This is a genomic window from Azohydromonas lata NBRC 102462 (genome assembly GCF_001571085.1).
GTDB lineage: Bacteria > Pseudomonadota > Gammaproteobacteria > Burkholderiales > Burkholderiaceae_C > Azohydromonas > Azohydromonas lata.
The window spans coordinates 1-14,637 of record NZ_BCTC01000142.1; the positions used below are offsets into that span (position 1 = coordinate 1).

Here is a 14,637-nt window from a genome sequence, read left to right on the forward strand (position 1 = left end):
CTCGCCTGGACAAGATCATGATCGACGCCCTGGCCCAGATCTGGAACACCGCCGACCGCCACCAGATCACGCTGCGCACCGCCACCTTCGCCGTGGCCTGCGAGCGCATCCTGATGTCGCGCCAGGAGCGGGGGCTGTATCCCTGAGCCCGCCGCACGCCAGCCCTGCTGAAACGCCGCGCCCGCCCGCGCCGGACGCGGGCGCCGCCGGGGGCGTGGCCGACAATACGGCTGCGCCGGCCCCTCAGGCCCCGGCGCCCAGCATGACCACGCCTCCACCCGCATTGCCCCGACCCGAAGCGCGGCTGTCGCCGCGCCGGCGCCTGCTGCTGGGCCTGCTGGCGCTGGCCGTGGTGCTGGGCAGCGGCTGGCTGGGCTTCACCATCAGCGAACGCTTTGCCACCACCGCGCTGCGCGCCGAGGCCAGCCACCGGCTGGACCTCTTCGCCATGGCGGTGGAGGGCATCGTCAAGCGGCTGGAGTACGTGCCGGCCACGGTGCAGCTCAATCCCGAAGTGCTGGGCCTGCTGCGCGAGCCGCGCAGGCCCGCGCGGGTGGACGCCGTCAACAACTACCTGCGCCGGCTCAACGCGCACGTGGGCGCGGTGTCCATCTTCGTGCTGGACGAGCGCGGCATCGTCCTGGCCTCCAGCAACGCCGCCGACGGCGACGACAGCCTGGTGGGCGAGGACCTCTCCTTCCGCCCCTACTTCCTCGAAGCGCTCTCCGGCCGCGTGGGCCGGCACTTCGCGATCGGCATCACGCGCGGCGAGCCGGGCTACTTCGTCTCGCATCCCATACGCGACGGTGCGCGCGTGGTGGGCGTGGCCACCATCAAGATCGGCCTGCAGGCGGTGGACCAGGCCTGGTCCATGCTCGGCGCGCCGGCGCTGCTGGCCGACGCCAACCAGGTGGTCATCATGTCCTCCGAGCCGGCGTGGCGCTACACCGCGCTGGTGGACCTGCCCATGGAGCAGCGCGTGGACGTGGACATCAGCCGCCTCTACAACGAGCTGCCCATCCCGCCGTTCCCGTTGCACGTGCACCTGCGCTTCGACGAGGACGGCCAGGTGCTGGACGGCACAGTGCAGGGCGGCGCCTCGCCGCGCGAGGCCATGCTGCGCACGCCCATGCTCATGTTCGGCCGCAGCCTGGACGGCATGAACTGGCGGCTGCTCACCTTCCTGGACCTGCGAGGCGCGCGCAACCAGGCGCTGGAGCACGCCATGCTCTCCGCGCTGGCGGCCAGCTTCGTCGTGCTGCTGGCCTTGTTCCTGGGGCAGCGCCGCAGCATCCAGCGCCAGCGCCTGGAGGCGCAGCGCCTGCTGGAGCAGGCCAACGCCAACCTGGAGCAGAAGGTGGCGCGCCGCACCCGCGTGCTGACCGAGACCAACGGCCGGCTGCGCCGCGAGGTGGCCGAGCGCGTGCAGGCCGAGCAGACGCTGCGCTCGGCGCAGGACGAGTTGATACAAGCCGCCAAGCTGGCCGTGGTGGGCCAGCTCGCCGCCGGCATCACGCACGAGCTGACGCAGCCCTTGGGCGCGATTCGCACGCTCTCCGGCAACGCCGCCGAGTTCCTGCGCCGCGGCAACCTGCAGGCCGTGGCCGGCAACCTGGACATGGTGGCGCGGCTGTCGGACCAGATGGGCGGGATCATCCAGCCGCTCAAAGCCTTTGCCCGCAAGTCGCCGGCCATTCCCGCGCGCTGCGACGTGGCCGTGGCCGTGGGCAATGCGCTGTTCCTGTTCCAGCAGCGCATCGCCAAGGAGGGCGTGACGCTGCACAACGACTGCGAGGCCGGCCGCGTCTTCGCCTGGTGCGACCAGAACCGGCTGGAACAGGTGCTGATCAACCTCGTGGCCAACGCGCTGGACGCCATGCGCGACGCTCAGGGCCGCTCCTTGGCCATAGGCGCGGCGCTGGAGGCCGAGGCGCAGCCCCCGGCCGTGCGCATCGACGTGCTGGACAGCGGCAGCGGCTTTTCCACGCAGACGCTGGACCGCCTGTTCGAACCCTTCTTCACCACCAAGCCCGTGGGCGCCGGGCTGGGCCTGGGCCTGGTGATCTCCCGCGACATCGCGCGCGACTTCCACGGCGAGCTGGAGGCGGCCAACCGCCCCGAGGGCGGCGCGCGGCTGACGCTGCGGCTGCCGGCGGCGCCACCTGACGCCGCTTGAAGCCGCCTGAAAATCGAGCCCGCCCCTCGTGCCACTGCCCATGAACACCGCTGATCTCACCGTCCTGCTCGTCGAAGACGACCTCCACATGCAGATCGCCTGCGTGCAGGCGCTGCAGCTCGCGGGCCTTGCCGTCGAGGCCGTGGGCTCGGCGGAAGAGGCGCTGCCCAAGCTGGAAGCGGGTTTTCCCGGCGTGGTGGTGACGGACATGCGGCTGCCGCGCGCCGACGGCCTCTCGCTCATACGCCGCTGCCGCGAGCTCGACGGCGACCTGCCCGCCATCATGATCACCGGCCACGGCGACGTGAGCCTGGCCGTGGAGGCCATGCGCAGCGGCGCCTACGACTTCATCACCAAGCCCTTCTCGCCGGAGCAACTGGTGGAAGTGGTGCGCCGGGCCTTGGAAAAGCGCTCGCTGACGCTGGAAGTGGCCTCGCTGCGCCGCGCGCTGCGCGACCGCGGGGGCGTGGAAGGCAAGATCGTCGGCCGCTCGCCGCAGATCGAGCGCGTGCGCCGCCTGGTGATGGACGTTGCCGACTCACCCGTGGACGTGCTCATCCACGGCGAGACCGGCACCGGCAAGGAGGTGGTGGCGCAGGCGCTGCATGAGCTCTCGCGCCGGCGCGGCGCGCCCTTCGTGGCGCTCAACTGCGGCGGCCTGCCGGACAACCTGCTCGACAGCGAGCTGTTCGGCCACGAGGCCGGTGCCTTCACCGGCGCGCAGAAAAAGCGCGTGGGCAAGATCGAGCACGCCCACGGCGGCACGCTGTTCCTGGACGAGCTGGAAAGCATGCCCATGGGCGTGCAGATCAAGCTCTTGCGCGTGCTGCAGGAGCGCGTGGTGGAGCGGCTGGGCTCCAATGCCGCGCACCCGGTGGACACGCGCGTGGTGGCCGCCACCAAGGACGACCTGCTCGCCCGCGCGAAACAGGGCTCCTTCCGTGCCGACCTCGTCTACCGCCTCAACGTGGTGACGATCGAGCTGCCCCCGCTGCGCGAGCGGCGCGAGGACATCCCGCTGCTGCTGGAGCATTTCATGCTGCTGGCCGCCAGCCGCTACGGCCGGCCGCAGCCGGACCTGGGCACGCGGCAGATGCACGCCCTCATGGCCCACGACTGGCCGGGCAACGTGCGCGAGCTGCGCAACGTGGCCGACTGCCTGGTGCTGGGCGTGCGCGCCAGCGTGCCGGGCATGGAGGTGGGCTGCGTGGCGGCCGAGCCGGCTGCCGTCGCCGCGGCGGCGCCTCCCGACCTGGCCGCCATGCCGGGGGCGCTGCCCGTGCCGGGCGAGGACAGCGGCCTGTCGCTGTCCGAGTGCGTGGAGGGCTACGAGCGCAGCCTCATACGGGCGGAGCTGCAGCGCCAGGGCGGCAACATCGCCCGCAGCGCCAAGGCGCTGCGCATCCCCAAGACCACGCTCAACGACAAGATCCGCAAGTACGGGCTGCAGGGCGAGTAGGGCACCGCGTCGCCGCGGCTTCAGGTTGCGGGAGCAACCTGTAGGGAAATCTTCCTAGGGGATGCGGGCGTGTTTCCCGTGGGCCTTGCCGGGCCCAACAACGGCAGCGGGGCGCTTGTCCAGCCGGATGTGCCCATGCCTGCGGCTGCGTTGCATTCTTTTTCGTGGCTTGAAGTAACCGTGGGGGATTTATGTCCCCCATTTGGCGGAGGCAGGGCATCGCCCTTTAGACTCCGCCCGTCTTGCAGGTGCCGTGACGTATTTCACGGTCCGTCAGCCCAGTGGTTGTGCCTGCAGGATGTGTCCCACGGTGAACGCACTGGATGGGGATGGCGCGCGGCGGCCTTGCAGGCTGCCGCGGTTCCGGCCACGAGCCGGGCACGCCGTTGCCTCGGTGGCTGTATGAGCCGTCGCGTTCGTGTGGGGTCGTGGTTCGACGCTTGCAGCTTGGGCCGCCAAGAGCGGTTGTGGGCAGGCGTTGGGATCAGCCTGTCCGGCTCGTGACTTGCCGCCGCCGGCCCTCTTTCCTTGGGCCGCGGGAGGGTGTGTGCACGCTTGTTCCGGACGACACGCGTGCCGGCTGCTTCGCCCCGAGCGGAAAGCCGGCGCCGCACAACGAGGAACACCGTGATGACTCCTGTCACCACACCGCGCCGACGACGTCCGGCGCTTGCCGCGGCGATGGCTTTTCTGGCGCTGAGCTTCAGTGCCGCCAGCCCCGGCGTCCAGGCGCAGTCGCTGCTGCAGGCCTGGCAGAACGCCGCCTTGCCGGCCGACGCCCCCATTGGCGCACCGCAGGGCACGCCGCTGCAGCCCGCCGTGCAGCTCAGCCCGCAGGCTGCGGCAGAAGCCGAGAAGGGCGCGCTGGCGCGCTTCATCTCCGCCGAATACAAGACCTCCACCACGCTGGCCGCGCGCATCGTCAACGCGGCCTACGACGCGGCCTCGCGCTACTCGATCTCGCCTTCGCTGGTGCTGGCCATCATCTCGCGCGAGTCCACGTTCAACCCGCGCGCCACCAGCGGCTACGGCGCGCAGGGGCTGATGCAGGTGGTGCCGCGCTTCCACATGGACAAGGTGCAGGAGGCGCGCGCCGTCACGGCCGAGGCCTCGCTGTTCCACCCCGAGACCAACATCGCCGTGGGCACCCGCATCCTGGCCGAGTACATGGAGGCCGAATCCAGCCTGCCGCGCGCGCTGGTCAAGTACTCCGGCAAGGCCTACCGCTACATCGAGAAGGTGATGCGCGAGCGCGACGCCTTCGAGCGCGTGCGCCTGGAGGCGGACGACGAGGCCGTCTGAACGGCGGCGGGACCGGCCGCCGCACCGGCGGGGCGCGCCGTCAGCGGCGCTTCAAGGATTTCACGGCGCCGCAGGCGCCTGAAAGCCGTCTTCAGGCGTCCTCCTGGTCCCCCGCCATGCCGCCGGCGCCCAGGTAGTCCTTGATCTTGTCCACGCGCGTGCCCACGGCCTGCACGGCGCCCATCAGCGCTTCATCCGTGGTGCCCAGGGCCTTGCTCCAGCGCTGCACGGCGGCGCGATCGTCCACGTTGATTTCTTCCTGCGATGCTGAAGATTGGGCGGCTTGGTTTTCCAGGCTCATGGGCAACTCCTGTTTGTGAATGCCCTGAAGTCAGCAAATGGGATACCCATGTAAAACTGCCGCTTGCCACCAATCCGGAGAAAATGGGTTTGGATGGGCATGCAGGCTTGACTGCCGCCAGGCGCGTGATGGCGATAAAACTCTCAAAGTGCTGCGAGGGTGCTGCGCACAAATACATGGGCACATCACAGCAGAGGCCCATGCGGGGCCCGGAACCATTATTTTTTCAGGGCTGTGGAATGCTTGCTGGTGAATGCTTCAAGAGCTCGAAACGGACTATATTCAACAGAATTTGCGAACCGCTGGCCCGCCCCGTGGCGGTGGCCATGACGGCGCTGGCGCTTTCGGCCTGCACGACGGCGCCCCTGTCCCAAAGCGCGGTTTCCGCCAATCTCGTGCAGGAGGACGCGCACAACAAATTGCTGGCGTTGAACGTGGCGCGGGCGGTGAACCGCATGCCCATGCACTTCACGCAAATATCGGCGGTGCGTTCGGCACCTTATGGTTTTGGTTTGGGCATTCCCGGCATTGGGGCGGAATTCGCCGTTGGCGGCGATGCAGCCAGTGCCCTGACGCTGCGTCCCTCGCTGAATGCCTCGCAAAACGTGGACATCACGGTGCTCAACGAGCAGGATTTCTTCCGCGGCATCACCACGCCCGTGAAACCCTCGCTGCTGCTGTATTACCTGGACCAGGGCTGGCCCATGTCCATACTTTTGCCGGTGTTCGTGCAATCCATCGAATTCTTCGATGAGAACAACCGCCTGCGCGAGCGCGTTCGCAATGCGCCGGGCAGCGCGGAATTCCAGCGTTTTACGGACTTGCTGGCGACGCTCTTCAATTGTGAAATCGACGGCACGCCGACCGGAGAATTTGTTTACTACTCAGGCACCCTGGACGGGGCGCAATTGAAAGACCCCGCGGGTGCGGCCGCTGCCAAAAATGCCGGACTGGTGCCCGTGGCGGGCGGCAAGGTGGTAACGCAGGAAAAAGACGCCGCTGCCGGCTTTCACCTTGCTGCCGACAACGGCGATTTGAGCCTGACCATGGTGAACAAGCCCAACAGCACGGCTTGCGAGCAATACAAATTCAAGACCGGCGAGGTGCGGGACCAGGCCCGCGAGGTGTCGTCCATGGTGGCCACCAGCCGTGCCGGGGTGGACAGGGAAAATCCACCGGGATCGGCCGGACATTCAGCGCCTGCCGGCGCCGAAAAGGTGAATGCCAGGTTGGTGTTGAGGTCGCCCGAGGCCATGGTGTATTACTTGGGAGAAGTGGTCAGGTATCAGAATACAAACGGACAGCCGCTGCTGTTTCCTGACGGGCCGACGCGGGAGCGGGATTTCAAGCTCTTTGACATGCCGGTGGCGGAGCCGGACAAAAAAGTGTTTGAGTTTGATTACCAGGGGGAGACTTACTATGTTCCCCCTTATCGGCCTGCCAACCGCACGGTGCACGTGCTGTCCCTCATGACGCAAATCATGGGTTTGCAGAATCGTGGCACCACCTCGCCGGCTACGGCGAATGTGCGCATCGTGCAATAAGATTTCTTGTGTCCGTTGCAAGCGGCCTTTGCCTGGCTTGGAGTGGCGGTTTCTTCGGGATACCCGCCGTTCGCTCCGGTGACTGAATTTGCAATGGGTTTGATGCAATCCGGCCTGCGCCTTGGCATTTTTCAGTGGCGCTCGCGGGACAATCGCGCGTTTCCCATTTCAACGCTTGCAGTCTCATGAATCCCTTGGCGAACGCGCCGCTGGCCGTGCTTTGGTGGCCGGTGCTTGTGCCCACCCTGGCTTGGGCGCAGGGCACCGCGGCGCCGGCGGCCTCGGCCGCCGCGTCCGCCCAGTACTTCTCTCACCTCGACTGGGAGCTGGCCTGCGACAACACCCGCACCTGCCGCGCCGCGGGCTACCAGAAGGGTGAGGAGGCGCCGCCCGTCTCCGTGCTGCTCACGCGCAAGGCGGGCGCCGGCACGCCCGTCACCGGCCAGCTCGCCGTGGACATCACCGACGAGGCCGCGCTCAAGAAGCTGCCGGCCACGCTCAATCTCGCCATGAAGGTCAACGGCCAGTCGCTGGGCACGGTGCTGCTGCCCAAGGACGGGCTGCGCGGCCCGCTCTCCGCCGCGCAGGTGCAGGCGCTGCTGGAGGCGCTCACGCGCAGCAGCAGCATCGAGTGGAGCTTGGGCAGCCTGCGCTGGCAGCTCTCGGACAAGGGCGCGTCGGCCGTGCTGCTGAAGATGGACGACATGCAAAAGCGCCTCGGCACCGCGGGCGCGCTGGCCAGGAAGGGCGCGGCGGCCGAGTCCGGCGTGCTGCCGCCCCTGCCGGCGCCCGCTGTGGCGGTGGCGCCTTTGGCCAAGCCGCGGGCCGAGGACGCGCAGTGGCTGAAGAAAACCCCCGCCGGCCTGCTGGCCGCGCTGCGCGCCAGCCTGCCGCGCGAGGACGCCGCCGCCTGCCCCAGCCTGGTGGAAACCAAGGACGCCGACGTCGCGCTGGACGTGCAGCGCCTGTCCGACACGCGGCTGCTCGTCTCCACCTCGTGCTGGTCGGCCGCCTACAACAGCGGCGAAGGCATGTGGCTCATCAATGACAAGCCGCCGTTCAAGGCCGAGCTCGTCACCGCCTCGGCCACCGACTACAAGGACGGTCTCATTTATGCCGCCCAACGCGGCCGCGGCCTGGGCGACTGCTGGGCGCTGGAGCAATGGGCCTGGGACGGGCGCCGCTTCGTCCACGCCAAGGAGGCGACCACGGGCCTGTGCCGGGGCATGCCCGGCGGCGCCTGGGAGCTGCCTACGCTGGTGACGGACGTGCGGCGCTGAGCTTCACGGCGCCGCGCCGCACGGTCCCCCGTCTTACTGCTGCCCGCCGGAGCCTTCCTCCAGCCGCCGCAGCGCGGCGCCGGCCGACGTTTTGAGCGCATTCACCTGGGTCCTGAGCTCGCCTTTCAGCGCGTCGGACATGGTGGCGTAGCGGTTTTCGAGCTGAAACGGATCGGCGGCGAGGTCGTAGTACTCGCCCTCGCCGCTGTCGTAGAGCACGAAGTTCTGGCGCGCCGCGGTGCGCAGACCCGAGTAGGACAGGTAGACGCTGTTGACCTGCGGCGGCTGGCTCTCCAGCAAGAAGCGCTGGCGCCAGCGTGCGGGCGGCGCGCCGTTGAACAGGGGCACCAGCGAGCGGCCGTCCACGAAGGCGGGCGGCGCCACGCCGGCCAGCTCCGCGAAGGTGGGCGCGAAGTCCACGTTGCCCGTGAGCTGGCGCACCACGCGCCCGGTCGGGATGCCGGGGCCGCGCACCACCAGCGGGGCGCGGATGTTCTCCTCGAAAGCGCGGCGCTTGTCGTCGGGGATGCGGTGCTCGCCGTGGAAGAAGCCATTGTCCGACGTGAAGATCACGTAGGTGTTGGCGAGCTGCCCCGTGCTGCGCAGCGTGCGTATGAGCGCCTCCACCATGTCGTCCAGCGAGGCGGCGCACTGGCGGCGCTTGCGGTAGATGGTGTCGACCTGGCGTATGGCGGCGGCGTCCAGCAGCGGCAGGCGTTGCACCCAGCCGGGCTTGTCGCTCACGTCGGCTTCGTTGAAGTTGGGCTTGCGCGGCGCCTGCGCGCCGGGGAAGAGGTCCAGGTATTGCGGCTGCGCCACGTAGGGCTTGTGCGGCAGCACGGGGGAGACATAGAGGAAAAACGGCTTGCCCGCCGGGTCGGTCGCCGCCGTGCGCAGGAACTGCTGGGCGCGGCGCAGCAGCACATTTTGAAAATGGTCCTGCGGCTCGCCGCCGTAGCTGCGCGAGGTGCCGTTGTCGTTGACCGTGTACCAGTACTGGCTGTAGAGCGTGCCGCCCTTGCCCACCCACCAGGTGTCCCAGCCGGGCGGGATGTAGTTGCTGCCGGAGTCCTCGGAAGGGTAGTTGTTCAGGTACTTGCCCAGCATGCCGGTGCGGTAGCCCGCGCCGTGCAGCCAGGTGGCAAAGGTGGAGCTTTCTAGGCCGTCGTGGAAGAACTTGGCGAAGCCGCCGTAGTCGCCGTGGTTGTCCAGGTTGCCGTGGTTGTGGCCGAACTGCCCGCGCAGCATGGTGGCGCGCGAGGGGCAGCACAGGGTGAGGCTGATGAAGTGGTTGCGGCACTCCAGGCCCGACTCCGTGATGAGGCGGCGCACCTTGGGCATGAGGCTGAAGATGCCGTAGTCCAGGTCGTCGGCGACGATGAACAGGATGTTGGCCCGCGCCCCGCCCGGCGGCGCCGCGCGGGCGGCGCGGGCCAGGCCCGCTGCGGGCAGCGCCAGCGCCAGGCGCCGCCGCGTGAGGTTGACGGGCTTCGCATTGCGCTGCGCGCCGGGCTTGATCTGCCGCTTCATGGCCATGCTCCTGCGGGCTCTGCCTGAGCCGGGGGCGAAGGTCCCGCAGCGCGGGATTTCGGTCCGGCACAAATTGAAACGGCGCCTTTCCGCCCGGGGTGCCCGGGGCCGGCCCGGGTGGTGCAATGGGCGTTGGGCGCGGCCGAGTGCGTCAGTCCAGTTCCAGCACCACTTCCTCCGCGCGGCGCAGCGCGCTGCCGCCGGCATCGCGCAGGGCGCGCATCTGCGCGGCCAACGCCGCGCGCCGCTCCGGGCGCAGGCCGGCATAGCGGTTCTGGAGCTGCCAGGGGTCGGCGTAGAGGTTGTAGTACTCGCCCTCGCCGTTGGCGTACTGCACGAAGGTGCGCTGGGTGGCGGTGCGCAGCCCGGTGTAGGCCTGGTGGACGCTGTTGACCTCCGGCGGCTGGCTCTCCAGCAGCAGCATCTGGCGCCAGTCGGCCGGCGCCGCGCCGCTGAACAGCGGCACGAGCGAGCGCCCGTCCACGAAGCCGGGCGGCGTGACGCCGGCCAGCTCGGCCAATGTGGGCGCGAAGTCCGCGTTGCAGGTTATCTTCCGCGTCACCCGCCCGGCCGGGATGCCGGGGCCGCACATCACCAGCGGCACGCGTATGCACTCCTCGAAGGCGCGGCGCTTGTCGCCCGGAATGCGGTGCTCGCCGCGGAAGTAGCCGTTGTCCGAGGTGAAGACGATCACCGTGTTCTCCCACTGCCCCGTGTCGCGCAGCGTCTGCACCAGGCTTTCCACCGTGTCGTCTATCGCCAGCATGGCCTGGCGCTGGCGGCGGTAGAACTTTTCGATGCGGCTGATGGTTGGGCCGTCCAGCCGCGGCAGCCGCCGCACCCAGCCCGGCTTGTCGCTCACGTCGGCCTCGTTGAAGGAGGGCGTGCGCGGCATCTCCACGTCCGGCAGCAGGTCCAGGTAGCGCGCCGGCGCCATGGAGGGGCCGTGCGGCAGGTAGGGCGCCAGGTACAGGAAGAACGGTTTGCTGGCCGGGTCGGCCGCGGCCTGGCGGACGAACTGGTTGGCCCGCAGCGTGAGCAGGTCGTGGAAATGCTCGCGCGGGTCGCGGCCGAAAACGACGGTATTGCCGTTGTCGTTGAGCGAGTAATCGAGCTGGCGGTAATAGTCGCCGCCGTTGGGCACCACCCAGGTGTCCCAGCCCGGGGCCACGTAATTCGACCCTGCCGCCGCGATGGGATAGGCGTTGAGATATTTGCCGATGATGCCGGTGCGGTAGCCCGCGCGCTGCAGCCAGGTGGCGATGGTGGAGTCTTCCCGGCCGTCCAGGAAAAACCGTTCGAAACCGCCGTAGGGGCCCTGGTTGTCGCGCACGCCATGGTTGTGGGCAAACTGGCCGCGCAATATCGTGGCCCGCGAGGCGCAGCAAATGGCCAGGCTCACGAAATGGTTCTTGAATTCCATGCCGCGCTCGGTGACCAGCCGCTGGAGCTTGGGCATGAAGGGCAGCAATTGCATCTCCATGTCGTCCGCCAGGATGAACAGCACATTGGGCCGCCTCCCTCCCGGTGGCGCCGCCAGCACCGGTGCCGCCAGGCCGGCGGGCAAAGCCATCGCCAGCCGCCGCCGCGACATATTCACTGCTTCCATGGGATTCCTTTCCGTACTGCCAATTTAGAAATTCGGTGTGCACCCAAATGGTGAAATACCGAAAACTTCGTGCGCAAATGCGATCAATCAATGCCGACTTTCGGTCAGGATAATTGAATCGAAATTCGGCCAAATGGGTTTTTTATGAAGCCGGGGGTTTATCACGTGAAGGAGGGGCTAACTCGAAATTCGCTGAAAACTCCTGCTCCAAACGTGAGCGCGGCAATTGCAGGAGCAGGCAGGCACGCCGTGCCCGTGGTGCGGTGCGAGGAAGCGACGATTTCAGCGGTGCCTGCTCGGTACGCCGATTGCCTATGGGCGCCCACCACGAGTCCCTGGGGAGCCCATGTCCGACCCGATACTGTCCCGCGGCGTCAAGATCGCCGAGGAAGGCGAGCCGTTTCCGCGCGGCGCCACGTTCAACGGCCAAGGCGTCAACTTCGCGCTGTTCTCGGCCCACGCCACGCGCGTGGAGGTGTGCATCTACGACGACAGCGGCGAGCACGAGATCGACCGCTGGGCGCTGCCGGAATTCACCGACGAGGTCTGGCACGGCTTCGTCCCCGGGCTGCAGCCCGGCGCCCGCTACGGCTACCGCGTGCACGGCCCCTACGCGCCGCTGCAGGGGCACCGCTTCAATCCCAACAAGCTGCTGCTGGACCCGTATGCCAAGGCCGTGATGGGCGAGCTGCGCTGGGCGCCGGAGCTCTTCGGCTACACGCTGGGCCACCCGGACGGCGACCTGAGCTTCGACGAGCGCGACAGCGCCCCCTTCATGCCCAAGAGCGTGGTGGTGGACTCGCACTTCAGCTGGCAGCAGAAGCTGGGCCGGCGCGTGCCCTGGGACCAGACCGTGCTGTACGAGACGCACCTGCGCGGCTTCACCATGCGCCACCCCGACGTGCCGCAGGAGCTGCGCGGCACCTTCGCGGGCCTGGCGCAGGACGCCGTGCTGGAGCGCATGCGCGACCTGGGCATCACCAGCATCGAGCTGCTGCCCGTGCAGATGTTCGTCACGCAGCAGACGCTCATCGAGAAGGGCCTCTCCAACTTCTGGGGCTACGACACGCTGGGCTTCTTCGCGCTGCACCCGGCCTACATGGCCGGGCCCTTCATCGACGAGTTCAAGCACCTCGTGGACCGCGTGCACGCGCGCGGGATGGAGCTCATCATGGACGTGGTCTACAACCACACGCCGGAGGGCAACGAGCTTGGGCCCACGCTGTGCTTCAAGGGCATAGACAACGCCAGCTACTACCGGCTCATGCCGGACGATCCCCGTTACTACATCAACGACACCGGCACCGGCAACACGCTCAACCTGAGCCACCCGCGCGTGCTGCAGATGGTCACCGACAGCCTGCGCTACTGGGCCACGGAGATGCACGTGGACGGCTTCCGGTTCGACCTGGCCACCATCCTGGCGCGCGAGCCCTACGGCTTCGACGAGGGCGGCGGCTTTCTCGACAGTTGCCGGCAAGACCCGGTGCTCTCCACCGTGAAGCTCATCGCCGAGCCCTGGGACTGCGGCCCCGGCGGCTACCAGGTCGGCGGCTTTCCGCCTGGCTGGGCCGAGTGGAACGACCACTTCCGCGACACCGTGCGCGCCTTCTGGAAGGGCGACGAGGGCCTGGCCGCGCCGCTGTCGCGCTGCCTCACCGCCAGCGCCGACCGCTTCAACCGCCGCGGGCGCCGGCCCTGGGCCAGCGTCAACTTCATCACCGCCCACGACGGCTTCACGCTGGCCGATCTGGTGTCCTACAACGACAAGCACAACGACGCCAACGGCGAGGACAACCGCGACGGCCACAGCGACAACCGCTCCTGGAACTGCGGCGCCGAGGGGCCGACGGACGATGCCGAGGTGCTGGAGCTGCGCGCGCGCCAGCAGCGCAACCTGCTGGCCACGCTGCTGCTGTCGCAGGGCACGCCCATGCTGCTGGCCGGCGACGAGCTGGGCCGCACCCAGCAGGGCAACAACAACGCCTATTGCCAGGACAACGACCTCTCCTGGCTGCAGTGGTCCGAGGTGGACGCGCGCGGCTGGGCGCTGCAGGAGTTCACGCGGCGGCTGCTGGAGCTGCGCCGGCGCTTTCCGGTGCTGCGGCGCAAGCGCTTTCTCACCGGCCAGGCCACGGCCGAGGCGTCAGGCCAGAGCGAGGGCGTGCGCGACGTGATCTGGCTGTCGTGCGACGGCTCGGAGATGGACGCCGCGCATTGGGACGACCCGCACACCCGCTGCCTGGGCATGCTGCTGGACGGCCGCGCGCCCTCCAGCGCCGTGCCGCGCGCCGCGCACGACGCCAGCGTGCTGCTGCTGTTCAACGCCTGGCACGAGCCCGTGCACTTCACCTTGCCCGCGCACCCGCAGCCGGACGGCCAGTGGCTGGTGCTCATGGACACAACCGAGCCGGACGCGCCCGCGCATGCCCTGCCGGCCGGGGAGAAGGTGGCCGTGGGCGGCCGCGCGTTCGCGCTGCTCGCCAGTGGGGAGTAGGGCGCCGCCGGGCGCTCAGGCCGCAGTGCTCAGGCCGCGGCGCAGGGCCGGGCGAAGCAGGGCACGGCCGCGGCGTGCAGGCCCTGCATCTCCTGCATGAGGATGAGCGTGGAGATGTCCTCGAACGCGTCGCCGGGCAGGCGGCGGCTGTAGTCGAAGCCCCACTTCTGGAACAGCGGGCGCCAGTAGGCCTCGCCGGCCGGGGTGAAGGTGAGATCGCCGTCGTCGTCGATCTCGTACTGGATCTCGGCGGGCAGCACGTGGTCGGCGAACTCGGCCAGGGAAAGCGCCGCAACTTCGGTGTTCATCGTGGTCCTGTCTGAAGGTGGGTTCATGCAGGGCCGCAGTGTGGGGTGCGCGCGGGCGCCGGCCTGCCGTCCAACGCCGACGCCGCGCGTAGGCGTTTGCCGACAAGCCGGGTCGGCCGGCGCCGCATGGGCGTGGCTGGTGTGCTGCTTGGCCCGCGCGTGCGGCACGGCGCCCGCACGCCGCTGCCCGTACGGCGCGCGGCCCTGGCCGCCGCCCCTGGCGCCGGCCGCGTCAGGCCAGGGCCGGACCCGCGCCGGCTTCCAGCCGGAACGTCGCCACCACGCTGGTCAAGCGCTCGGCCTGCTGGCGCAGGCTCATGGCGGCGCCGGCGGACTGCTCCACCAGCGCGGAGTTCTGCTGCGTGCTGGCGTCGAGCTGCTGCACGGTGGCGTGCACCTGGCCGATGTCGCCGCTTTGCGCGCCGGCGGCGTCGCTGATCTCGCCGATGAGCTCGGCCACGCGGCGCACGCCGTCCACGATCTCGCCCATGGTGGTGCCGGCCTCGCTCACCAGCCGCGCGCCGTTGCCCACCTTCTCCACGCTGTTGCCGATGAGGTCCTTGATCTCGCGCGCCGCTTCCGAGCTGCGCTGCGCCAGGGCGCGCACCTCGCCGGCCACCACGGCAAAGCC

11 protein-coding genes and 1 pseudogene are annotated in these 14,637 nt (G+C 69.0%); 7 read left to right on the plus strand and 5 right to left on the minus strand.

Translation table 11 applies throughout. From position 1 onward, the window contains the following. The 4 genes and pseudogenes from ALA01S_RS35080 to ALA01S_RS27945 form a co-directional block, all read left to right on the plus strand. Positions 1-146: pseudogene (locus ALA01S_RS35080) on the plus strand (Glu/Leu/Phe/Val dehydrogenase); the annotation flags it as partial. 116 nt (positions 147-262) lie between these two features. Next, positions 263-2,176, plus strand: coding sequence for a sensor histidine kinase (locus ALA01S_RS27935; protein WP_066342540.1), 1,914 nt, complete (start codon positions 263-265; stop codon positions 2,174-2,176). Positions 2,177-2,216: 40 nt separating this feature from the next. Continuing rightward, positions 2,217-3,635 (plus strand): sigma-54-dependent transcriptional regulator, encoded by a 1,419-nt coding sequence (locus tag ALA01S_RS27940; protein ID WP_066342541.1) that lies wholly within the window; start codon positions 2,217-2,219, stop codon positions 3,633-3,635. Between the two features lie 630 nt (positions 3,636-4,265). Beyond that, positions 4,266-4,937, plus strand: a complete 672-nt coding sequence (locus ALA01S_RS27945; protein WP_084268019.1) for a transglycosylase SLT domain-containing protein — start codon at positions 4,266-4,268, stop codon at positions 4,935-4,937. A gap of 91 nt (positions 4,938-5,028) precedes the next feature. Here the strand turns inward: ALA01S_RS27945 and ALA01S_RS27950 are convergent, their stop codons facing one another. After that, the gene (locus tag ALA01S_RS27950) at positions 5,029-5,238 is read right to left on the minus strand and encodes a DUF3606 domain-containing protein (protein ID WP_066342543.1); all 210 of its coding nucleotides are present in this window, start codon (positions 5,236-5,238) and stop codon (positions 5,029-5,031) included. A 326-nt stretch (positions 5,239-5,564) separates the two neighbouring features. On the opposite strand from ALA01S_RS27950, the gene ALA01S_RS27955 reads away from it, so the two are divergent. Further along, complete coding sequence (locus ALA01S_RS27955) at positions 5,565-6,782, plus strand: hypothetical protein (RefSeq protein ID WP_157119333.1); 1,218 nt, start codon at positions 5,565-5,567, stop codon at positions 6,780-6,782. Between the two features lie 185 nt (positions 6,783-6,967). Continuing rightward, positions 6,968-8,062 (plus strand): DUF1176 domain-containing protein, encoded by a 1,095-nt coding sequence (locus tag ALA01S_RS27960; RefSeq protein WP_066342545.1) that lies wholly within the window; start codon positions 6,968-6,970, stop codon positions 8,060-8,062. 33 nt (positions 8,063-8,095) lie between these two features. Here the strand turns inward: ALA01S_RS27960 and ALA01S_RS27965 are convergent, their stop codons facing one another. Together ALA01S_RS27965 and ALA01S_RS27970 are read right to left on the minus strand one after the other, a co-directional pair. Next, positions 8,096-9,592, minus strand: coding sequence for a sulfatase family protein (locus ALA01S_RS27965; RefSeq protein ID WP_066342546.1), 1,497 nt, complete (start codon positions 9,590-9,592; stop codon positions 8,096-8,098). 151 nt (positions 9,593-9,743) lie between these two features. Further along, positions 9,744-11,201 carry a sulfatase family protein gene (locus ALA01S_RS27970; protein ID WP_084268021.1) on the minus strand — a complete coding sequence of 486 codons (1,458 nt, stop codon included), beginning with the start codon at positions 11,199-11,201 and terminating at the stop codon, positions 9,744-9,746. A gap of 346 nt (positions 11,202-11,547) precedes the next feature. On the opposite strand from ALA01S_RS27970, the gene glgX reads away from it, so the two are divergent. Beyond that, entirely contained in the window at positions 11,548-13,698 is a 2,151-nt protein-coding gene (glgX, locus tag ALA01S_RS27975; RefSeq protein ID WP_066342548.1) for a glycogen debranching protein GlgX, read from the plus strand. 29 nt (positions 13,699-13,727) lie between these two features. Here the strand turns inward: glgX and ALA01S_RS27980 are convergent, their stop codons facing one another. Both ALA01S_RS27980 and ALA01S_RS27985 read right to left on the minus strand, forming a co-directional pair. After that, positions 13,728-14,006: a hypothetical protein gene (locus ALA01S_RS27980; RefSeq protein ID WP_066342549.1), complete on the minus strand. Its 279-nt coding sequence runs from the start codon at positions 14,004-14,006 to the stop codon at positions 13,728-13,730. Positions 14,007-14,238: 232 nt separating this feature from the next. Then, positions 14,239-14,637, minus strand: a 399-nt coding sequence (locus tag ALA01S_RS27985; RefSeq protein ID WP_238455987.1) for a methyl-accepting chemotaxis protein, incomplete at its 5' end; no start/stop codon positions are given.